A 19,211-nucleotide genomic window follows, 5' to 3' on the forward strand; every position below is an offset into this window, starting at 1 on the left:
TACGACCGCTCCGCCGAGCACTTCGCCGCGTTCACCACGATCGCCTGCGCCCTCATCTGCTACCGTAAACTGGTCAAACACCCCAAATGAGACACGGTCTTAGCGATGTCGTCACCGCAGAATCCCCGACGACGACCCCCAAGGTGGCCTGGTCGGCTCACGGGCCGAAGTCGTCAACCTCCACCTCGCGGAGTTCGATCTCGCCATTCGGGCGGTGCACTCCCACGGTAAAGGGCACCCAAGAACCGGCGCGTCGGCCGGGCCCAAGGCCGCCCAGGCCATCTCGAGGGGGCCTGCGGTGCCCACCGGTGGCTGCGTAAGGCGGCGCCGCGGATGTCTGGGCGGGCTCCGAGCTGTTTGGCCCGTCACCGTCGGGTGACGGCGTGGAAGGATGTGCCCAACGAATGCGGCCACCGGCAGCGTCCCGCCGCCCGCCTGGGTAGCGTTGGGGTTCGGCGCCCCTGAGAGGCGCGCCGGTGGTGTCACGCAGATGGCCTCATTGAGATCGCGCAAGTGACCGTTGCGGCCGCTGATGCGCGTGCCCGCGTCCGCGTCCGCGGGCCGGGCGAGCTAGCTCTCACGGGCGGCATGCCTGCGTCCGATCTGGGCAACCAACGTCTCGCGGATGGGTCGGCCCTGCCTGTGCGTGGTCGCCGGCCCCGGAACGCGGTCCGGTTGTGGCCAAGCAATGGAGGTAGCCATGAGCACGGCAAGTTTGAATGTCCGCTTCGAGGAGGTCACGCGGGGGATCGCCGGGATCACCCCGGTCGAGCGGATCCCGATGGATTCGCCCTACGAGATCTCGAACGAGACGTACGCGGCGCTCCGCAGCGTCCTGCACGACGTGGGTGGGCAGCCCGCGCTGCCGGAACCGTACAAGGAAAAGGGCGAAGAACCCTGGGAGATGAACACCTACGTCACCTGCGAGTGCCTGGCGTTGGGCAAGACGTGGAACGCCGAGATGAGGCGCAGGGCGGAGAACGATCTCGGGGCGACGCTGTACTTCGGTCTGCCGTACTACGCGCGATGGATCACGGTCGCCGCCAAGACGCTCATCGACAAGGGGCTGATCACGCCCGACGAACTGTCGTCGAAGATCGACGAGGTACGAACCCGGCTGGGAGGCAAGTCATGACACAGCGGCGCTTCTCGATCGGTGATCGCGTGACGGTGCGTGACGCCACCAGCCTGTTCCACACCAGGACACAGCGGTTCGCCAGGGGACGGACCGGCGTCGTCACCGAGAACCGGCCCGAGTGGGTCATTCCGGAGGACGAGGCCTGGGGCCGTGACGAAAACGGCCGGCGCGAGCCGTTCTACGTCGTGCGCTTCCGGCAGAAGGACCTGTGGCCGGACTACACCGGCTTCGACGTGGACACGCTGGAGACCGAGTGCTCCGAACGTTGGCTCGAACCCGCAAAGGCAGACGCGAAATGACAACCGCCGAACACACGCACGTCGAGGGGCCCACGGAGGTCAGCGAGTTCGAGGTGCTCGAGCTCGCGGTGCGTGAGCTTGCCATCCAGCACGGCCTGTTCTCGGCCGAGGACCACCGGCGCTTCTCCGAGTGGGCCGAGTCGCGGACGCCGGCGAAGGGCGCCCAGCTGGTCGCCAAGGCCTGGCTCGACCCCGCCTTCAAGGAGGAACTGCTCAGCAACGGCACCGAGGCGAGCAAGGCGGTCGGCGTCGACTGGCTCGACCCGACCGGGAAGGGCACGCCCAGCGACTACACGTACTTCTACGTCCTGGAGAACACGCCGAAGGTCCATAACACGATCGTGTGCACGCTGTGTTCCTGCTACCCGCGTCCCGTTCTCGGCATGTCCCCGGACTGGTACCGCACGCCGAACTACCGGCGGCGGATGGTTCGACGGCCGCGTGAGGTGCTGGCCGAGTTCGGTCTGCACCTGCCGCCGGACGTTGAGGTGCGGGTGCACGACTCGAACCAGAAGTCCCGGTTCATGGTGATGCCCATGCGCCCGGAGGGCACCGATGGATGGACCGAGGAACAGCTCGCGTCGATCGTGACGCGGGACACCATGATCGGTGTCGCACTGCCGAACCCGGAGTGGACCGCCGAGAACCCCCCGAACGCCAAGACGGGCGGGCGTCGATGAGCGGGACGAAAACCGACAATGCGCTGATCGAGATCATGGGTACCGAGGCGCGGCGCACGGATCACAGCCTCCCCGAGCTGGATCGCACACCGGACCCGTGGGAGTCGAGCATGCAGGCGACCTGCGAGTGCCTGTCGTGGCGCGGCACGCTCGACAACCTCGAGCGGCGGCAAGCCGAGGACCGGCTGGGTGAGACGGTGTACGCCGACTACCCCGTCGAGACCAGATCGGCGCTCGTCGTGGCGCATCTGCTGATCGAGCAGGGCATCCTGGACGAGCAGGAACTGCGATCGAAGATGCGGCAGGTCCGCTCCAGGCTCGAGGACGTCTGATCGGATTGCCGGCACACGTGGTCGCAGCGTGAGCCGCCGGCAGCGCCCGCCAGGGCACCCGGCGGCTCACACATTCCGTGCGGGCGCCGAGCATCTGTGCACTGGGCGGTCGTCAATCACGAAGTCGGCCGGTACCAACCGAAAGGCCAGGCGGGCGGTCGGGAAATGGGCGTGCCGGCGGTGTGGCGTTTCCTCATCGGGCCGCCGTTGCGAGCGCGGCAGGCGGCCAAGCAGCAGATCACTCCGATCGAGGGGCTTCCCGCCCTCTCCCTCGACGCGCTGACGTCGGTGGCGTACGGGCCGGAAGCGATCATCGTGGTGCTCGCGGCGGCGGGGATCGCGGCGCTGCCGCTCGTGCTGCCGATCTCGATCGCGATCGTGGTGCTGCTGGCCATCCTGGTGTTCTCGTACCGTCAGGTGATCGAGGCCTATCCGGGCGGTGGCGGCACGTACGCGGTGTGCCGGGCGAACTTCCCGCCGGGCGTCGGCCTGCTCGCCGCCGCCGCGCTCGTCGTGGACTACACGCTGACCGTCGCGGTCTCGATCGCCGCCGGGGTCGGGTCGCTGACGTCGGCCTTCCCCGGCCTGAGCTCGGCCACGGTACCGATCTGCCTGGTCATTCTCGCCGTAGTCACCGGGCTCAACCTCCGCGGCCTAGGCGACACGGCCCGGGCGTTCCTGCTGCCGACGATGGTGTTCATCGTCGGGTTGCTGGCCGTGATCGCGATCGGCCTGATCCACCCCCTGGCGCCGCACGTACCGCGCCAGGGACGGCCGTTGGTACCCACCGAGGGGCTGGAGTCTGTGGGTGTACTGCTGGTCCTGAAGGCGTTCTCGGCCGGGTGCAGCGCGCTGACCGGGGTCGAGGCGATCGCCAATGGCGTGCCGCTGTTCAAACAGCCGAGGGTGGTCCGGGCCAAACGGACCGAGCTGCTGCTCGGCGGCATCCTCGGCGTCATGCTGCTGGGCCTGGCCGTGCTCGCGAACCGCTGGCACATCAGTCCCCGCTTCGGCGAGACGGTGCTGAGCCAGGTCATCGCCACCGCCGTCGGCCGGAACTGGGCCTACTACGTGATGTCCCTGACCATCACCGTGGTCCTCATGCTGGCCGCCAACACCTCGTTCGGCGGACTGCCGGTGCTGACCAGCCGGCTCGCCGGCGACAACTACCTCCCCCACCAGTTCTCCCTGCGCGACGAGCGGCAGGTGTTCGCGATCGGCATCTGGACGCTGGCCGGCCTGGCCGCGGTACTGCTCGTCGCGGTGCGCGGGCAGACCCTCAGGCTGATCCCGCTGTACGCCATCGGAGTGTTCACCGCCTTCACGCTCGCGCAGTCCGGGCTGGTCAAACACTGGCGGCAGACCCGACCCGCGCGCTGGCACTACCGGGCGGTCATCAACGGTGTCGGCGCGGCCACGACCGGGGTGGCCACCGTGACATTCCTGGTCACCAAGTTCACCGTCGGCGCGTGGGTGGTCGTGCTGGCCGTACCGGCGCTCATCATGCTGTTCGTGCGCACCCACGCCTACTACGCGCGCTGCGGGCGCGCGCTCGGCCTGGACGAGATCCCGGCCAGGCCGCACGCCAAACCCACCATGGTGGTGGTACCGGTGACCGGAGTGGACCGGCTGACTCAGCACGCGATCGCGGAAGCCCTCTCGATCAGCCCGCGGGTGGTGGCGGTCCACGTCGTGGTCGAGGACACCGGCCAGAACGCCGAGCGCGACAGCGAACTGGACCGGCGATGGGCCCGGTGGAACCCCGGGGTGCCACTGAAGATCCTGCATACCGAGTACGCCTCGGTCGTGCGGCCCATCTCGGCGTTCATCGACGAAATCCACGATCAGCACGACGAGCAGATCGTCGTGCTGATCCCGGTGGCGCTGCCGCGCCGGCTGCGGTACCGCTTCCTGCACAACCATCTCGAGATCGCGCTCGCCGCCGCGTTGAAGACCCGCCCGGACGTCATCGTCGCCAGCGTGCCCGTGCCGCTGCGCGTCTCCTGAATTCACCCCGGCGCCGGCCGGGCCGATCCACTGTTCGTCGGACGCGCACAACGACCGTGCCTAGGCTGGATTGCATCAGGCCAGACTCGTCCGAGCTCGTCCGCTTCAGGCGTCGCGAGACACATTCCGGTCGTCTGGCCCGCACAGGTACGCGGACAGATTGGAACGCGTGTCATGAGGCTCACTCCCAGAGAAATCGACAAGTTGACCGTGCTTTCCCTGGCGCAGATCGCCCAGGCGCGCAAGGCGAAGGGTTTGAAGCTCAACCATCCCGAGGCGGTGGCGGTCATCTGCGCGGCGGCGCTCGAGGGCGCCCGGGAGGGCAGGACGGTTGAGGACGTGATGACGGAGGCGCGCTCCGTGCTGAGCAAGGACGACGTCATGGAGGGCGTCGCGGACCTGGTGCCGATCATCCAGGTCGAAGCCGTGTTCACCGACGGAAGCCGGCTGGTCACGGTACACACCCCGATCCGGTAAGGAGCAGCGGAGATGTCGAAGCCCAGCCATGTGGAGATCCGGCACAAGGCGGTCCGGCCGATCGGCGGTTACGTGCTCGCGGACGAGCCAGTGGAGCTCAACGCGGGCCGGCCGACCTCGACGATCGAGGTGTTCAACACGGGCGACCGGCCCGTCCAGGTCGGCTCGCATTACCACTTCTACGAAGTCAACCGCTATCTCGAGTTCGACCGTGACGCGGCCTTCGGCATGCGCCTGGACATCCCGGCCACCACGGCCGTGCGGTTCGAGCCCGGCGACAGGAAGACCGTCGACCTCGTGCCGTTCGGCGGGAAACAGCGGGTGCAGGGGTTCAACGGGCTGGTGGACGGCTGGGCCGGCACGGGCGCCGCCCCCGGGTACCAGCCCGAGCGCAGCGAAGCGGCCGCCCGAGCCGCCCGGCGTGGTTTCAAGTCCCGGCCGGCGACGAGCGAGCGTGACGGGACCGGCGCAGCGGCCACGTCGAGGAAGCCGAGCACGAAGGAGCGGCGGGGATGAGCCGGATATCGCGGAGCCAGTACGTCGACCTCTACGGTCCGACGCTCGGCGACAAGATTCGTCTCGGCGACACCGACCTGTACGTCGAGATCGAGCACGATCTGCGCGTCCTCGGCGACGAGGCGATCTACGGCGGCGGCAAGACGCTGCGCGACGGCATGGGGATGGACAACTCGCTGTCCAGCGCGGGCGGAGCGCTCGACCTCGTCATCACCAACGTGGTGGTCCTCGACGCCGTCGTCGGTGTCGTCAAGGCCGACGTCGGGATCAAGGACGGCCTGATCGTCGGCATCGGGAAGGCTGGCAATCCCAGCACGATGGACGGCGTCACCCCTAGCCTGGCCGTGGGCCCGGCGACGGACGCGATCTCCGGGGAGCACCTCATCCTGACCGCGGCCGGTTTCGACGCGCACGTGCACTACGTGTCGCCGCAGCAGGCGTACGACGCGCTGAGCAACGGCATCACCACGCTGTGGGGCGGCGGGGTCGGGCCGACGGACGGTACCAACGGCACCACGATCTCGTCCGGCGTGTGGAACCTCGCCACGATGATGCGCGCCGCCGAGGGCGTGCCGGTCAACCTCGGGTTCCTGGGCAAGGGCAGCTGCTCGACGCGCGAACCGCTGGACGAGCAGATCGCCGCCGGCGCGGCTGGGCTGAAGATCCACGAGGACTGGGGTGCGACGCCGTCGGTGATCAGAGCCGCGCTGAGCGCCGCCGACGACTTCGACGTCCAGATCAGCCTGCACACGGACACGCTCAACGAGAGCGGCTTCGTGGAGGACACCATCGCCGCGTTCGAGGGCCGGACGATCCACACCTTCCACACGGAGGGCGCGGGTGGCGGGCACGCACCGGACATCATCAAGGTCGCCGGCCAGATGAGCGTCCTGCCGAGTTCGACGAACCCGACGCTGCCCTACGGCATCAACTCGCAGGCCGAACTGTTCGACATGATCATGTTCTGCCACAACCTCAACCCGAAGGTCCCTTCGGACGTCGCGTTCGCCGAGAGCCGGGTCCGGCCGGAGACGATCGCGGCCGAGAACGTCCTGCACGACATCGGCGCCATCTCGATGATCTCCAGCGACAGTCAGGCGATGGGCCGGGTCGGCGAGAGCTTCCTGCGCGCGGTCCAGCTGGCGCACGCGATGAAGGCCGCCCGCGGCAAGCTCCCCGAGGACGCGGCGGGCAACGACAACTTCCGGGTGCTGCGGTACCTCGCGAAGGTGACGATCAACCCCGCCATCACGCAGGGCGTGGCCCACATGCTCGGCTCGGTCGAGCACGGCAAGCTGGCCGACCTCGTGCTGTGGGAGCCGGGCTTCTTCGGCTCCAAGCCGAAGATGGTGATCAAGGGCGGCGTCATCAGCTGGGCAGCGGCCGGGAGCTCGGACGCGTCGCTGCCGCTGACCGAGCCCGTGATGTACAAGCCAATGTTCGGGGCGTTCGGGTCGGCACAGACGCAGACCTGCGTAACGTTCATGTCGCAGGCCGGCTACGACGCCGGCGTCGGCGAGCGCCTCGGCCTGCGGCGTCAGGTCATGCCGATCAAGGGAACGCGCGGGCTGACCAAGCAGGACATGGTGCGCAACGACAAGACCCCACGGATCGACGTCGACCCGGAGACCTTCGCCGTCAAGGTCGACGGCGTGCACGCCACCGTGCCGCCGGCCTCGGCGCTCTCCATGAACCAGCTGTACTTCTTCAGCTGACCCGACGAAGCCGACGAAGAGGGAGCACGCGATGCTCGTCGAAGCAGTGCTCGGCAACGCCGCCGAGCCCGCCTGGCGAGACCGGCTGGCGGGGATCCAGGTGGACCGGCTCGTCCTCGACCAGTGGGAAGCCCAGAAGCATCGGCTGCGCAAGCGTACGAGCGGAGGGGTCGAGGTGGCGTTGTCACTGGGGCGCGACACGCGCCTGCGGGACGGCGACATCCTCGCGTGGGACGACGCCGGGGGGACGGCGACCGTCGTGCACCTCATGCTCGGCGAGGTGATGGCGGTCGAGCTCGGCGACATCGCGTCGCTCCCGCCCGAGACGCTGATCCGCACATCGGTCGAGCTCGGGCACGCCATCGGCAACCAGCACTGGCCGGCCGTGGTGAAGGGCACGACGGTGTACCTGCCGGTCACCGTCGATCGCAAGGTCATGGACTCGGTCATGCGGACCCACGCCTTCGCCGGAGTGTCCCACACGTTCGTGGACGGCACCGAGGTCCTGGCGTTCCTGGCCCCGCACGAGGCGCGGCGGCTGTTCGGCGGCGCCGACGCGGCCGGGCACGCACACCTCGCCACGGAATCCGGTTGAACGACGTCTCACCGGTACCGATGATTCCGGAGCTGATGCGGGTCCTCCAGTTCACCGACTCGATGTTCCCGGTCGGGGCGTTCGCGTTCTCCAACGCGTTGGAGCCGGCGGTGCAGCACGGGGTGGTCCACGACCGGACGACGCTGCACGAGTTCGTGCGCACCGCGACCCACGTCGCGGCCGGCGGCGACGGCATCGGGCTCCTGGAGAGCCACCGCGCCACCCGCGCCGGTGATGCGGACCGGGTCAGACGAGCCGACGACGCCGTCTACGCGCGCAAGCTCAACGAGGAGATGCGCACGATGACCACCCGCATGGGCCGGAAGCTGGTGGAGGGCGCTGCCGTCGTCGTCGCGGACCCGGTCCTGACCCGGCACGCCGAGGAGGTCTCCGCGGGTACCGCTCCCGGCACCTACCCGGTCGCCGCCGGGGTGCTCTTCGCCGTGCTCGGGCTCCCCGAGCAGGCCGCGTTCGCCGCGCACCAGTATGGGACGGCGACGATGATCCTGGGAGCCGCCGTCCGGCTCATGCCGATCCACCATCTCGACGCCCAGACGGTCCTGTTTGCTGTCAACGACGCCGCACAGCGGCACTACGAACGCGTGGCCGCGGCGACGATCGAGGACATGTCGTCGTTCGCGCCGGTGACCGACGTCCTGGCCGCGGCGCACGTACGGGCTCAGGTACGGATGTTCATCAACTGACCGAGGCTCACCGAGACTCGCCGAGACTCACGGGGGAAGTATGAAGACAGCCAGTCGCATCGGTGTCGGGGGGCCGGTCGGCAGCGGAAAGACGGCGCTCATCGAGGCGCTGGTGCCGCGACTGATATCCAGCGGGCTGCGGGTGCTCGTCGTGACGAACGACGTGGTCACCACCGAGGACGCCGCGCACGTACGACGGGTGCTCACCGGAGTGCTGCAGGCGGACCGAATCATCGGGGTCGAGACGGGTGCCTGCCCGCACACCGCCGTCCGGGAGGACCCTAGCATGAACCTCGCCGCGGTCGAGGACATGGAATCCCAGTTCCCCGACACCGACGTCGTCCTGATCGAGAGCGGCGGCGACAACCTCACCCTCACATTCAGCCCGGCCCTGGTGGACTTCTTCGTCTACGTGATCGACGTGGCGGCCGGCGACAAGATCCCGCGCAAGAACGGCCCCGGCATCGCGCGGTCGGACCTGCTCGTGGTCAACAAGGTGGACCTCGCGCCGTACGTCGACGCCGATCTGGCCGTGATGCGGCACGACGCCGACACGATGCGGGACGGCAAGCCGGTCGTCTTCACCAACTGCAGGACCGGTGAAGGTGTCGACGAGGTCCTGACGGTTATCCGCCGCGAGGTCCTGTTCGGAATGGCGCTGAGCGAATGACCGAGCTCGATGACGCCGTCGAGCTGGCGCCCTACCAGGACGAGCCGGCGCAGCTACCCAGCGGGGCGCCCGGCAAGCGCGGGGTCCTGCGCCTCGGGTTCGAGCGGCGCGGCGACCGCACGATCCTCGCCGACCTGCACCGGCAAGCCCCGCTGCTGGCGCAGCAGGCCCTGTACTGGGACGAGGCCATGCCCGGCCTCGCCTGCGTGTTCATCATCACGACGTCGGGCGGGCTGCTGCAGGGCGACCGGCACACCATCCGGGTGCGGCTCGCCGAGCACGCGCGGGCCCACCTGACGACCCAGTCCGCGACGAAGATCCAGCAGATGGACGCGAACTACGCGGCGCAGACACAGGACATCGTGCTGGAGGAGGGGGCGTACCTAGAGTACCTGCCGGACCCGGTGATCCCGTACCGGAACAGCCGGTACATCACCCGGACCCGGGTGTCGCTGCCGGAGAGCGCGACGGCGCTGTACGCCGAGATCCTCATGCCCGGCCGCAAGTACCACCACGACGCGGAGCTGTTCGGGTACGACCTGTTCTCCTCGACACTGCGAGCGGCCCGCCCGGACGGCCGCGAGCTGTTCGTGGAGAAGTTCGTCATCGAGCCGGGCCGGTTCCCGGTCGATGGCTGTGCGGTGATGGGCGGGTTCCACGTCCTTGCCAACGTCGTCCTGCTCACCTCGGCCGCCCGCGCCGACCGGGTGATCGACCAGGTCCCGGTCACCTTCGGCGCGGCCGACCCGGTCGTGGCCGGGGTGAGCCGGCTGCCCAACCACGCCGGCTTGATCTACAAGGTGCTCGGGGCCGACTCGGAACCGGTGAGTGCCGTGGTACGGGACTTCTGGGCGCTGATCCGCCGCGAGATCGTCGGCGTACCGCTCGCGCCCGCGTTCAGCTGGCGCTGACGACGGTGAACAGCATCGCCCGCACCTGGGACTCGATCGCCGACCGGCACCCGATCGGGCGGTTTGTCGACGCGTGCCTGCGCGGTGCCAGCCAGGTGATGCTGCAGAACAACCCGCTCACCGGCCTGCTCATCCTGGGCGCCATCGCCTGGGGCTCGATCCGGACAGGCACCGCGGCGGTCATCGTCGGTGTGCTGGTGGCGCTGATCGTCGGTACGCTCACGGCCCGGCTCCTGCGGGTCAGCGCGGCATCGTGGCGGCAGGGCCTCTTCGGGTTCAGCCCGCTGCTGACGGGCGCTGCCCTGACCACGTTCCTCGCGGACCGGCCCCTGCTGTGGGTGTACGTGGTGCTGGGTGCGGCCGTGACGACCGTGGTCACCCTCGCGCTGAGCAATGTCCTGCGGATCTGGGGCGTGGCCGCCCTGACCTTCCCGTTCGTCCTGACGTCCTGGTTCCTGCTGATGGGCGCCTACCAGTTCGCCCGGATCGGCATCAGCACGCTGAGCCATCCGGCGTTGCCGGTCCCGTCGGAGCGCGCCAACGTGCCGCTGACCTTTGAGTTCCTGGCCACGGGCATGTTGAAGGGGGTCGCCCAGGTCTTTCTCATCGACGACTGGATCAGCGGCGTCGTCATCCTGGTCGCGCTGGCGGTCAACTCGCGCGCGGTCGCCGTCGCCGCGATCCTGGGTACGGTGGTGGGCACCTTCGTCGCGATCGGCCTGGGTGTCTACGGCGACCCGATCGGCAAAGGCCTCTGGGGCTTCAATGCGGTGCTCACGGCGGTGGCACTGGCTGTGGTGCTCTACCGGCCGTCGCCAGCCGTGGCCGTCTACGCGCTGCTCGGGACGATCACGGCCGTGTGTGTGCAGGCGGCACTCACCACCGCGCTGACTCCTCTGGGCATCCCCACGCTGACGGCGCCGTTTGTGATCGCCACCTGGCTGTTCCTGTTGCCGAAGCGGGACTTCGCCCCGATTGCGCATCACGAGCGGGTCGAGGAGGCGACAGCCGTCACCACCGCCAGGCCGAGACGGTGAGCGGATGAGCGCGGCGGACGGCGCATCCGCCGCGCACGAGGCGCCGGACTCGAGCGCGGAGTTCAGGTCCCCCGTACTGTCGCTGGCCACGGCCACGGGTGTCGCGGGACTCATGGACGCGTTGGCCCTGACGCGGTACGGCGTCTTCGTCGCCAACCAGTCCGGCAACCTCATCCATGTGGGCATGGGCCTGGCCGGCCATGACCCGTTGTGGTCGGCATCGGCGGCCTCGATCGCCGCGTTCGGGTGCGGTGCGGGAACCGCGTTCCGGGCACGCCGCCGCTGCGGCCCGGGGCATCGGCTGGATCCTGCCGTCATCGAGTTCTCCCTGGCGGCCGTCGCCCTGATCCTCTGGACGGTCTTGGACGCCGCGCTCGACCACGGCGTGCCGGGTCCGGGACGGCGGGCCGCGCTCGCCGCCGCCGGGGGCTTCTTCATGGGCTGTTTCGGCGGGCTGTTCGCCCGGACTGCGGGGATCGCCACCACGATCACGTACCAGTCGGGAACCGTGAAGAAGACCGGGGAACGCATCGTCGCGTGGATCACCGGCAGCGGACAGGTCCGCCGAAAGACGTCGCAGGGCGTGGCGCTGGGACTGCTCGGGCTCGCCGGCTACGTCGGCGGAGCGTTCCTCGGCACGCTGACCTCGGGCCGTCCGATGCTGACCTTTGCCGTCGCCGGGACGGTCCTCGCCGCACTCCTGTTGACACTGCGGTCCATACGACGCCGGTGATGATTCCTCCGCACTCGCCCGCCCGCGCAGCAGTGTGCGCGGGCGCGCAGGCGGCTCGCACGGTCAGCGCTGGACGCTTGCGCTCGGCCTGACGTCCTGTACGAATCCCTCCGGATGCTCGGCCGAGAACTGGTCGAACACGTGCAGGACCGCGCCGACGCTGCGTTCGGGGACCAGCACCTCGACCCGCAGGCGGCTCACGAGCTCGAGGTTGCGCCGGTACCCGCGGACCGTCTGCGCCTGCGGCGTCTCCACGGCGGCGTGTGCCTCGGTGACCACGACCGACGACGCGCCCGCGTGTGACAAGGCGTCCTCGAGCTCGTCGGTCTGCACGCGTTCGGGATCGAGCAGCCCGGTGACGAGGTTGGTGGTGGCGTCGGGCCCCTCGGCCACCGGCGGCGCGACCGCCCTGGTGGGCGCCACCGCCCGCCTGGCTTCCGGGCCACCCGAACCGGGCAGGCCCGAGATCGCGTCGAGGTGGTAGGCCTCGACCGCCTGCTGTACCCGGTCGAGGCGGCCCTCGTCGGCCGGCGCGACCCGCAGGCCGACGGTCTTCTCGACCGCGAAGGCGATGAGCCAGGTCAGGCAGAACGAGAACGCCGCCACGGCCAGCACCGCGACGGCCTGGCGGCCGAGCAGGCCGGCGCCCCCGCCGAAGAACAGGCCGTTGGCGCCCACGCTGTTGGCGGCTCGCTGGCCGAAGAGGCCCAGCAGCAGGGAGCCGATCACGCCACCGACGAAGTGCACGGCGACGACGTCGAGCGCGTCGTCGAACCGGAGGTAGAACTTCACCCGAAGCGCCAGGTAGCAGAGCAGGCCGGCGATCGCGCCGATGGCCAGCGCCGACAGCGTGCTGACGTAACCAGCGCACGGGGTGACCGTCGCGAGCCCGGCGACGGCGCCCGAGGCGCCACCCAGCACGGTGGCGTGCTTGCTCCTGAGCTTCTCCACGATCAGCCAGACCACCAGGCCGGCCGCCGCCGCGATGTGGGTGTTGAGCAGTGCCTGCGCCGCGATGCCGTCCGCGCGTAGCCCGTCGCCGGCGTTGAAGCCGAACCATCCGAACCACAGGATTCCGGCGCCGACGATGGTCAGCGGCAGCGAGTTGGGCAGTGTTCCCAGCTTCGGCCAGTTCCTGCGGCGACCGACCACGAGAAGGATCGCCAGCACCGCGGCGCCCGCGGAGGTGTGCACGACCATGCCGCCGGCCCAGTCCTGCGCCCCGAAACGGGCCAGCCAGCCTCCGGGATGCCAGAGCCAGTGCGCAACCGGGGCGTACACGACCACCGACCAGATGGCGATGAAGACCGCCCAACCGAGCAGCCGCAGGCGTCCGGCGGTCGCCCCGGTGATCAGCGCGGGTGTGATGATCGCGAACATCATCTGGAACGTGACGAACGCCAGCGTGGGGATGGTGACGCCCGGGGCCACGACGTGGAACGAGGGCGCGGGCGCGGGCGTCGTCCGGGTGTGCATCAGACCGAACAGCTTGAGGTTGCCGACGAGGCCGGTGCCGGCGTCGTCGCCGAAGGCGATGGTGTAGCCCAGCAGGATCCAGGTGATGCTGACCACGCCGAGCGGGATGAAGTTCTGCTGCAGCATCGCCAGGGTGTTGCGGCTCGGCACCTGGCCGGCGTAGAAGAACGCCAGGCCCGGGGTCATGAACAACACCAGCGCGGCGCAGACGAGCACCCATGCGGTGTCGGCGCCGTTCAGAACATTCGGCATCTCGTGCTCCTCCGCGGCCATCGGTGCAGTACGGGCACCCGCCAGGTTCCCCTGGTAGTGCGTTTGCAACTTCGATCCCGGGAGAGAGTTCGAGGCGAAACCGCGCTCTCAGCTCTCACGGAGGTATCCCAATGTCCCACAGCGCAACCCTCCCGACGCCCGCTCATCCGGCGCTGCCAGCGGCGATCCCGTTGCGTCAACTGCTGCCCTGGGCCGTCTTCGGCCTCCTCCTGGCCGCTCTGGCGATCTACTTCGTCGGCGCCGAACAGGGCGCGACCTCGATCTTCTCCGGCACGTTCGTGCACGAGGTCACGCACGACGGCAGGCACCTGCTGTCGTTCCCGTGCCACTGAAGGGCCGATGACATGACCGCACGTACACTCCTGATACGCGGCATGCTGGTCGGGGTGATCGCAGCCGCACTGGCTTTCGCCTTCGCAAGCGTGTTCGGTGAACCGCAGATCGACGGTGCGATCGCATTCGAGAACGCACAGGCACACTCGCACGGCGACGCGGCGGAGCCGGAGCTGGTCACCCGCGCCGTGCAGTCCACCATCGGTCTCGGTGTCGCCCTGCTGCTCTACGGCACCGCCCTGGGCGGCATCTTCGCCGTGGCGTTCGCCTGCTGCCACGGACGCCTCGGCGCGCTCGAGCCCCGCGCCATGGCGCTGCTCGTCGGTGCTCTCGGGTTCATCGCGATGTTCCTGGTCCCATTCGTGAAGTACCCGGCCAACCCGCCCGCGGTCGGCGACCACGACACCATAGGACGGCGTACCGCGCTGTACTTCCTCATGCTGGCCGTGAGCGTGCTGGCCACGATCGGCGCGGTGCTGGTCGCTCGCAGCCTCGCGCCCCGGGTCGGCAGCTGGAACGCGGTACTGGTCGCCGCGGGCGTGTACATTGCGCTCGCAGCGGCCGCGGGACTGCTGCTCCCAGCCGTCAACGAGGTCCCGGCCGACTTCCCCGCCACCCTGCTGTGGCGTTTCCGGCTGGCCTCCGTCGGCGTTCAGCTCGTGCTGTGGAGCACCCTCGGCCTGCTGTTCGGCGCCTTGACAGACCGCGCCGAACGACACCATGCCGCACGTCAAGCGATGTCCGCTGAACTGGCCAGGACGGGCTGAGAGGAAACGCACCGTCAGATCGCTCTACGGGTAGACGCGTTTCCGCGGTCGTGGTGAGGTCTGGCTCGGTGGCCAGGGGGCGTCGTCCCCACAGAGCATCAGGACACCAACGCTCCACATCGGACACGCCGAAGATTGAACATCAATCTTGATCCGCTGTCAGCCCCAGATGAGACGCGGTCTAAGCTGGGGCGTGGCTTTGACCGGGCGGCCCCGAACGGCCGAACACCGATCTGGTCGCCGCCGAGCGGGAGTCGTTCGAGCAGCTCAATGCGCTCGACGGGCGGGCGGTCGAGCCCGCCGGGGCGGCCGAGCTGGTCGCCGAGGGGCGGCGGATGGCACAGCGGGGCGATGCCGAGGGGGGCCGAGCGGTTCGAGGCGGCGGCTCGCAAGGGGTCGGGAGCCGGGCAGTACCTCGTCGTCGTCATCGGGGCGTTTCTGCGGCCCGACGTGCACCACCGGATCCGCAACGACGTACTCGCGCGTCCGCATGTGATCGAAGCGGTCGGCGCCGAGCGAGTGCGCGCCGAGCTCGCACCGCGTCGCCGGCGCCCTCCTGCACGCCGCCGAGCGGGCAGCAGCCGAGCGCGGGTTCAGACGCCTGACGCTGCACATCCTGAGCTGCAACGTCGCCGCCCTCGCCCTGTACGCCCGTCATGGCTTCGAGACCGAAGGCGTGCTCCGTGGCGAGTTTCAGCTCCCCGTCGGTCCCGGCGGCGCAATGACAAGCGTCGACGACATCCTGCTCGCCAAGCGGGTGGCGTGAACTCAACCGCATACATCGCCGCGCCAACAGTGACTGTGCGCCGCGATCCGCTGTCCGGGCTTGACGAGGTTCCCTGGGGCACGCTGTACGGCCTCGGCGGCTCGTCGACCCGGATGCCGGGGCTGCTGCGTGCACTGCGTGCCGCGGACGCGCCGGCCCGAGAGGCGGCGCGTGCCGATCTGGCCGGGCACATCAGCGGGCAAGGGCAGTGGCAGGTCAGCGCGGTGGCGGTGCCGTTCCTGGTCGGACTCGTCGCTGAGGCCGCAACCCCCGACCGGGCGGGTCTGCTGGACACGCTGGCCCGTACGGTGCTGGGAGACTGGGACGTCGACACGCTGCCGTTCAGCGCCGCAGCGACCTACCCGCAGGCCGACGACCTGACCGATGAACAGGAACAACGGCTGATCCGGTGGTTGTATCACATCCCGTGAGGCAGGCGAGTCACCGACCTGGTGGATCGCGACAGTGGGTGCCTGCGTCGAGGCGTGAGGGCTACGTTTGCAGCCCCCGCATCGCGACGAACGTCAGGAAGTCCTCCGCGACGAGTTCGTCTTCGCCGGCGTCGTGGAAATGAACCAGACCGCCTCGTCGCAATGTCCGTCGGCGACTCGGAAGCCCCGATAGTCACCCGTGCCGACCGGGGCGACCGCGACGAAGGTGCGGTCCGGAAACTCCCGCTCGCTCGCCGTCCAGAGATCGTCCCGGTGCTTCTCCGACTCAGCGGTGACCGGTATCAGGTCGTGAAGCCGTACTTGGCCTTCGACACCGCCGACTTCTGGCGCAATGGTCCGGCCAGCAGGTCGAACTCCAGAAAGTCCACGCGGGCAGCATAGGTCGCGAGAGCGTTTCCGACCCGGGGCCAACCCCGGACGCCGCAAGTCTCGTGTACCGGGGTGAGACGACGTTCTGAGGGGTGCTGGTGGACGATGAGGCAGGGTTTCGGGAGTTCGTGTCGGCACGGCTGGGGCGTCTGTCGCGGATCGCGTACTTGTTGACGGGCGATCATCACGCGGCCGAGGACCTGGTGCAGGTCACGCTCGTCAAGGTGGCTCGGCACTGGCGCCGGGTCAGCCAGGCGGGCGCGCCGGACGCCTATGTGCGGCGGGCGCTGTACCACGAGCACGTCTCGTCGTGGCGGGGCCGGCGCGTGCTGGAGATGCCCACGACGGACCCGCCCGAGCGGGGGACCGGGCGTGACGAGTCGGCCGAGGCGGTACGCCGGATCGTGTTGCGCACCGCGCTGGCGAAGCTGGCTCCGGGGCAGCGGGCGGTGATCGTCCTGCGGTACTTCGAGGACCTGTCCGAGGCCGACACCGCCGACGCGCTCGGCTGCTCGGTCGGTTCGGTCAAGAGCCAGACCCATCACGCGCTGGCCCGGTTGCGGGTCATCGCGCCCGAACTCGCTGAACTCATTGAGGATTCGGAGGTACTGGCGTGACCGGGCTCAGGGACCTGCTGATCGAGGAGGCGGGCGACGCGCGCACCTATGACGTGACCGACCGTGCCCTGCGGGTGGTCAGGCGGCAGCGGATGATGGCGCGTCTGGTACCGGCCGCGGCGGCGCTGCTCGTGGTCGCCGGACTGATCGGGGTCGGCGTGCCGTTCGGCGGAAAGGACGATCAGGGCCCGATGCCGACCGTTGCGGGCCTGCCGGGGCGCCTGGTCCCGCAGGCGTCTCCGCCGGTGCTGCCCGAGGATCGTGGCGTCGGGCCGGCGGCGCTGGCGTACCTGGGCGGCGATGGCGACGAGAACCGATGGGTCCTGGTGGCCGCGGACGGCAGCCAGTACCGGATAAATGGGTTGATCGTTGACGGGATGTCGCCGGACGGGCGGTGGCTGTTGATGCAGCGGCCCGACGGGTCGAAGGTGCTGCGCGATCTGACCGGCACCGCACGGCACGAGTTCGCCGGCAGGGACACGAGGTCCGGCGCGAGCTGGTCGCCGGACAGCCGGCGGCTGGTGGTGCAGATCTCCGACGGGTCCGCGGCGACGAATTCCGTCGTCACGTACATGATTGACCTTGCGACCGGGGAACGCGCCACGGTACCGCTGGATCCGGCGCTTTCCGACCGGGTGTGCGCGGTTCGCGACTCGGGTGTGCTGGTGCTGTGCCCGTCGCCCGAGGCGTCCTTCACCGGGCTGCGCCTGGCCGACGGTACGACCGGGCGGGTCATTCGCGACATTCCCGCCGCCGATCTGGGGCTGCGCCCTACAGAGGCGGTTCTGGCCGAACTCGGGACGCCGGTGCTGGGCCCGGACGACCACACGCTGTTCATCGGCACCCACGAAACGGCCGCAGGGGGGCGCAACCGGTTCCTCGTGGGGTTCGACATCGACAGCGGACGGCTGACCGAGCGGTACCCGCTGCCCGATCGAATCCCCGCCGCCCAGCGCTCCGCCGCGAACGGGGGCGTCGAGTACGGACAGCCGGACGAGCGCTATGTCCTCGGCATCCACGCCGACGGGCCGCTGCTGCTCCACATCGCGCCGAGCCGCAGCGACCCGTTCACCGCCGGATCCGTGTCCATCGAGCTGATCGCCCGGGACACCGGCGCGCTGCGCACCGTCACGCTGGTGTCGAGGCCGATCACGCTGATCCAGTACCCCGGCTGAGTGGGGCCATGCCGGCCGGGACCGGTCATCGTCCCGGCCGGCGGGGTGCTGCGGCGCGCGAGATAGACCTCCCATTAGGGCCGCGGCTCAAACCAGGCCCAGCATCCACTCCACACCGTGGCGGGCGGCGGCGACGCCGGGCTCGCGGGACTGTGCGGTGAAGACGAGCACACGGCCGTCCTTGCGCGGGTACAGGTACACGCCCTGCCACCACGGTTCGCCCTCGTGCTCGTACGCCAGCTCGAGGACCTGCACGCCCCGGCCCATCGTGCGGCGGGCGACGACCGTCTGGCCCTCGCCGATCATCACGTCCGGGTCGGCGATGTGCGCCGGGCCCTGCACGGAGATGGACGCGTCGTGCTCTCCGGTGAGGCAGTACGGGTCCATGGTCGACTCGACGCTGAAGCCGTCCGGCCAGACCACCTTGAAGCCGGTCGTCTCGATCACCCAGTACGGGTGGTCCGGGCCGGGCTCCACGTCGACGATGCCGGGCACGCTGCGCGCGTCCGACAGGTCGACGACCGCCCTCGCCGGGCCGTCCTGCCGCCAGTGCGTCACCACCACGACGTCGGAGTCGGCGTCGGGGCGCTCGAAGGTGTACGGCCAATGCGGCATCAGCACCAGACCGTGACCGGCGAGGCGGGCGAAAACATGTCCCATGCCCGCGCACTGTAGTCACGGCAGCGGGCCGATGATCACCCTGGCCCTCCGCGTCGAGGGCGGTTTCGAAGGGTTCCTGACGAGTTCGGCCAGCCCAGTTCGCCACTACCGGGAGCGCCTTCGAGTGAGATATCGGCAAGTACAGCGTGTGGGCGCTCGCCGTCGGGCCTACGCTCGGCTGGATAGCCCACAGGGTTCACCGGTCCACCGTCCGCGTCGGCTCGGTCCCGGGGACACGGCCCTCGCGGTGGAACTGCCGCCGGAACGCGGCGTCCTCCTCGCTCGCGGGCGCCTCCTCGGTCGCGAACAGCGCCAGCGCCTCCTCGACACGGCCTTGGTCGATCAGGACCATCGCCAGCTTGGCGGTGGTCCACGCGGTGAGCAGAGGGCGTGGGACGACGTATGTAGGAATGTCCTAGTGCTCCGAGTCGCTGATTCGTTGATAGATTGACGGTATGGGTGACGGTCGTGGTCCGAAGTTGGCGGTGCTGGAGCTGACCGCTGAGGAG

Annotated in this window: 22 protein-coding genes and 1 pseudogene; 20 read left to right on the forward strand and 3 right to left on the reverse strand. The window is 69.5% G+C overall.

All coding sequences use genetic code 11. The features are described 5' to 3' along the window. Positions 1–700: 700 nt before the first annotated feature. The 14 genes from ABT369_RS56440 to ABT369_RS56505 all read left to right on the forward strand — a co-directional run bounded on the left by ABT369_RS56440 (position 701) and on the right by ABT369_RS56505 (position 11,814). The gene (locus ABT369_RS56440) at positions 701–1,135 is read left to right on the forward strand and encodes a hypothetical protein (protein WP_350626789.1); all 435 of its coding nucleotides are present in this window, start codon (positions 701–703) and stop codon (positions 1,133–1,135) included. Then, the gene (locus ABT369_RS56445) at positions 1,132–1,437 is read left to right on the forward strand and encodes an SH3-like domain-containing protein (protein ID WP_350626791.1); all 306 of its coding nucleotides are present in this window, start codon (positions 1,132–1,134) and stop codon (positions 1,435–1,437) included. The genes ABT369_RS56440 and ABT369_RS56445 overlap by 4 nt, the downstream gene beginning before the upstream one ends. After that, on the forward strand, positions 1,434–2,117 hold the full coding sequence (gene scnC, locus ABT369_RS56450) for a thiocyanate hydrolase subunit gamma (RefSeq protein ID WP_350626793.1): 684 nt from the start codon (positions 1,434–1,436) through the stop codon (positions 2,115–2,117). The genes ABT369_RS56445 and scnC overlap by 4 nt, the downstream gene beginning before the upstream one ends. After that, positions 2,114–2,449, forward strand: coding sequence for a hypothetical protein (locus tag ABT369_RS56455; protein WP_350626795.1), 336 nt, complete (start codon positions 2,114–2,116; stop codon positions 2,447–2,449). Before scnC ends, ABT369_RS56455 begins: the two co-directional genes overlap by 4 nt. Before the next feature lie 165 nt (positions 2,450–2,614). Then, complete coding sequence (locus tag ABT369_RS56460; RefSeq protein WP_350626796.1) at positions 2,615–4,456, forward strand: APC family permease; 1,842 nt, start codon at positions 2,615–2,617, stop codon at positions 4,454–4,456. Positions 4,457–4,630: 174 nt separating this feature from the next. Then, positions 4,631–4,933, forward strand: a complete 303-nt coding sequence (locus ABT369_RS56465) for an urease subunit gamma (RefSeq protein WP_350626798.1) — start codon at positions 4,631–4,633, stop codon at positions 4,931–4,933. Between the two features lie 12 nt (positions 4,934–4,945). After that, positions 4,946–5,449, forward strand: a complete 504-nt coding sequence (locus ABT369_RS56470) for an urease subunit beta (protein WP_350626800.1) — start codon at positions 4,946–4,948, stop codon at positions 5,447–5,449. Then, complete coding sequence (locus ABT369_RS56475; protein WP_350626802.1) at positions 5,446–7,164, forward strand: urease subunit alpha; 1,719 nt, start codon at positions 5,446–5,448, stop codon at positions 7,162–7,164. Before ABT369_RS56470 ends, ABT369_RS56475 begins: the two co-directional genes overlap by 4 nt. 31 nt (positions 7,165–7,195) lie before the next feature. Continuing rightward, the gene (locus ABT369_RS56480) at positions 7,196–7,759 is read left to right on the forward strand and encodes an urease accessory protein UreE (protein ID WP_350626804.1); all 564 of its coding nucleotides are present in this window, start codon (positions 7,196–7,198) and stop codon (positions 7,757–7,759) included. Between the two features lie 35 nt (positions 7,760–7,794). Further along, positions 7,795–8,463: an urease accessory protein UreF gene (locus ABT369_RS56485; protein WP_350626806.1), complete on the forward strand. Its 669-nt coding sequence runs from the start codon at positions 7,795–7,797 to the stop codon at positions 8,461–8,463. A gap of 40 nt (positions 8,464–8,503) precedes the next feature. Further along, positions 8,504–9,133, forward strand: coding sequence for an urease accessory protein UreG (gene ureG / locus ABT369_RS56490; protein WP_350626807.1), 630 nt, complete (start codon positions 8,504–8,506; stop codon positions 9,131–9,133). Next, positions 9,130–10,044 carry an urease accessory protein UreD gene (locus tag ABT369_RS56495; protein WP_350626809.1) on the forward strand — a complete coding sequence of 305 codons (915 nt, stop codon included), beginning with the start codon at positions 9,130–9,132 and terminating at the stop codon, positions 10,042–10,044. Before ureG ends, ABT369_RS56495 begins: the two co-directional genes overlap by 4 nt. Positions 10,045–10,049: 5 nt before the next feature. After that, positions 10,050–11,081: an urea transporter gene (gene yut, locus ABT369_RS56500; protein WP_350626810.1), complete on the forward strand. Its 1,032-nt coding sequence runs from the start codon at positions 10,050–10,052 to the stop codon at positions 11,079–11,081. Between the two features lie 4 nt (positions 11,082–11,085). Further along, positions 11,086–11,814 (forward strand): DUF1275 family protein, encoded by a 729-nt coding sequence (locus ABT369_RS56505; protein WP_350626812.1) that lies wholly within the window; start codon positions 11,086–11,088, stop codon positions 11,812–11,814. 63 nt (positions 11,815–11,877) lie between these two features. On the opposite strand, the gene ABT369_RS56510 is transcribed toward ABT369_RS56505, so the two are convergent. Continuing rightward, positions 11,878–13,542 carry an ammonium transporter gene (locus ABT369_RS56510; RefSeq protein ID WP_350626813.1) on the reverse strand — a complete coding sequence of 555 codons (1,665 nt, stop codon included), beginning with the start codon at positions 13,540–13,542 and terminating at the stop codon, positions 11,878–11,880. A 131-nt stretch (positions 13,543–13,673) separates the two neighbouring features. Here ABT369_RS56510 and ABT369_RS56515 point away from each other — a divergent pair, with 131 nt between their 5' ends. The 6 genes and pseudogenes from ABT369_RS56515 to ABT369_RS56540 all read left to right on the forward strand — a co-directional run bounded on the left by ABT369_RS56515 (position 13,674) and on the right by ABT369_RS56540 (position 18,042). Further along, positions 13,674–13,895, forward strand: coding sequence for a CbtB domain-containing protein (locus ABT369_RS56515; protein WP_350626815.1), 222 nt, complete (start codon positions 13,674–13,676; stop codon positions 13,893–13,895). 12 nt (positions 13,896–13,907) lie between these two features. Then, entirely contained in the window at positions 13,908–14,663 is a 756-nt protein-coding gene (locus ABT369_RS56520) for a CbtA family protein (protein ID WP_350626817.1), read from the forward strand. Between the two features lie 550 nt (positions 14,664–15,213). After that, positions 15,214–15,429: pseudogene (locus tag ABT369_RS56525) on the forward strand (GNAT family N-acetyltransferase); the annotation flags it as partial. Continuing rightward, a complete protein-coding gene (locus tag ABT369_RS56530; protein ID WP_350626819.1) occupies positions 15,426–15,860 on the forward strand; it encodes a hypothetical protein in 435 nt (144 codons plus the stop codon). The pseudogene ABT369_RS56525 and the gene ABT369_RS56530, both read left to right, overlap by 4 nt. Before the next feature lie 482 nt (positions 15,861–16,342). After that, positions 16,343–16,867 carry a SigE family RNA polymerase sigma factor gene (locus tag ABT369_RS56535; protein WP_502891964.1) on the forward strand — a complete coding sequence of 175 codons (525 nt, stop codon included), beginning with the start codon at positions 16,343–16,345 and terminating at the stop codon, positions 16,865–16,867. Then, the gene (locus tag ABT369_RS56540; protein WP_350626821.1) at positions 16,864–18,042 is read left to right on the forward strand and encodes a TolB-like translocation protein; all 1,179 of its coding nucleotides are present in this window, start codon (positions 16,864–16,866) and stop codon (positions 18,040–18,042) included. Before ABT369_RS56535 ends, ABT369_RS56540 begins: the two co-directional genes overlap by 4 nt. An 87-nt stretch (positions 18,043–18,129) precedes the next feature. Here the strand turns inward: ABT369_RS56540 and ABT369_RS56545 are convergent, their stop codons facing one another. Both ABT369_RS56545 and ABT369_RS56550 read right to left on the reverse strand, forming a co-directional pair. Further along, a complete protein-coding gene (locus ABT369_RS56545) occupies positions 18,130–18,702 on the reverse strand; it encodes a hypothetical protein (RefSeq protein ID WP_350626823.1) in 573 nt (190 codons plus the stop codon). Positions 18,703–18,898: 196 nt separating this feature from the next. Beyond that, positions 18,899–19,054, reverse strand: a complete 156-nt coding sequence (locus ABT369_RS56550; protein WP_350626825.1) for a hypothetical protein — start codon at positions 19,052–19,054, stop codon at positions 18,899–18,901. Between the last annotated feature and the right edge of the window lie 157 nt (positions 19,055–19,211).

It is taken from the genome of Dactylosporangium sp. NPDC000244, assembly GCF_040300725.1.
Classification (GTDB): Bacteria; Actinomycetota; Actinomycetes; order Mycobacteriales; family Micromonosporaceae; genus Dactylosporangium.

What these genes read in the sequence shown, in the direction of transcription:
- ABT369_RS56440 (WP_350626789.1), top strand. Translation starts at nt 701, where the DNA reads ATGAGCACGGCAAGTTTGAATGTCCGCTTCGAGGAGGTCACGCGGGGG.
- ABT369_RS56445 (WP_350626791.1), top strand. Translation starts at nt 1,132, where the DNA reads ATGACACAGCGGCGCTTCTCGATCGGTGATCGCGTGACGGTGCGTGAC.
- scnC (WP_350626793.1), top strand. Translation starts at nt 1,434, where the DNA reads ATGACAACCGCCGAACACACGCACGTCGAGGGGCCCACGGAGGTCAGC.
- ABT369_RS56455 (WP_350626795.1), top strand. Translation starts at nt 2,114, where the DNA reads ATGAGCGGGACGAAAACCGACAATGCGCTGATCGAGATCATGGGTACC.
- ABT369_RS56460 (WP_350626796.1), top strand. Translation starts at nt 2,615, where the DNA reads ATGGGCGTGCCGGCGGTGTGGCGTTTCCTCATCGGGCCGCCGTTGCGA.
- ABT369_RS56465 (WP_350626798.1), top strand. Translation starts at nt 4,631, where the DNA reads ATGAGGCTCACTCCCAGAGAAATCGACAAGTTGACCGTGCTTTCCCTG.
- ABT369_RS56470 (WP_350626800.1), top strand. Translation starts at nt 4,946, where the DNA reads ATGTCGAAGCCCAGCCATGTGGAGATCCGGCACAAGGCGGTCCGGCCG.
- ABT369_RS56475 (WP_350626802.1), top strand. Translation starts at nt 5,446, where the DNA reads ATGAGCCGGATATCGCGGAGCCAGTACGTCGACCTCTACGGTCCGACG.
- ABT369_RS56480 (WP_350626804.1), top strand. Translation starts at nt 7,196, where the DNA reads ATGCTCGTCGAAGCAGTGCTCGGCAACGCCGCCGAGCCCGCCTGGCGA.
- ABT369_RS56485 (WP_350626806.1), top strand. Translation starts at nt 7,795, where the DNA reads ATGCGGGTCCTCCAGTTCACCGACTCGATGTTCCCGGTCGGGGCGTTC.
- ureG (WP_350626807.1), top strand. Translation starts at nt 8,504, where the DNA reads ATGAAGACAGCCAGTCGCATCGGTGTCGGGGGGCCGGTCGGCAGCGGA.
- ABT369_RS56495 (WP_350626809.1), top strand. Translation starts at nt 9,130, where the DNA reads ATGACCGAGCTCGATGACGCCGTCGAGCTGGCGCCCTACCAGGACGAG.
- ABT369_RS56505 (WP_350626812.1), top strand. Translation starts at nt 11,086, where the DNA reads ATGAGCGCGGCGGACGGCGCATCCGCCGCGCACGAGGCGCCGGACTCG.
- ABT369_RS56510 (WP_350626813.1), bottom strand. Translation starts at nt 13,542, where the DNA reads ATGCCGAATGTTCTGAACGGCGCCGACACCGCATGGGTGCTCGTCTGC.
- ABT369_RS56515 (WP_350626815.1), top strand. Translation starts at nt 13,674, where the DNA reads ATGTCCCACAGCGCAACCCTCCCGACGCCCGCTCATCCGGCGCTGCCA.
- ABT369_RS56520 (WP_350626817.1), top strand. Translation starts at nt 13,908, where the DNA reads ATGACCGCACGTACACTCCTGATACGCGGCATGCTGGTCGGGGTGATC.
- ABT369_RS56545 (WP_350626823.1), bottom strand. Translation starts at nt 18,702, where the DNA reads ATGGGACATGTTTTCGCCCGCCTCGCCGGTCACGGTCTGGTGCTGATG.
- ABT369_RS56550 (WP_350626825.1), bottom strand. Translation starts at nt 19,054, where the DNA reads ATGGTCCTGATCGACCAAGGCCGTGTCGAGGAGGCGCTGGCGCTGTTC.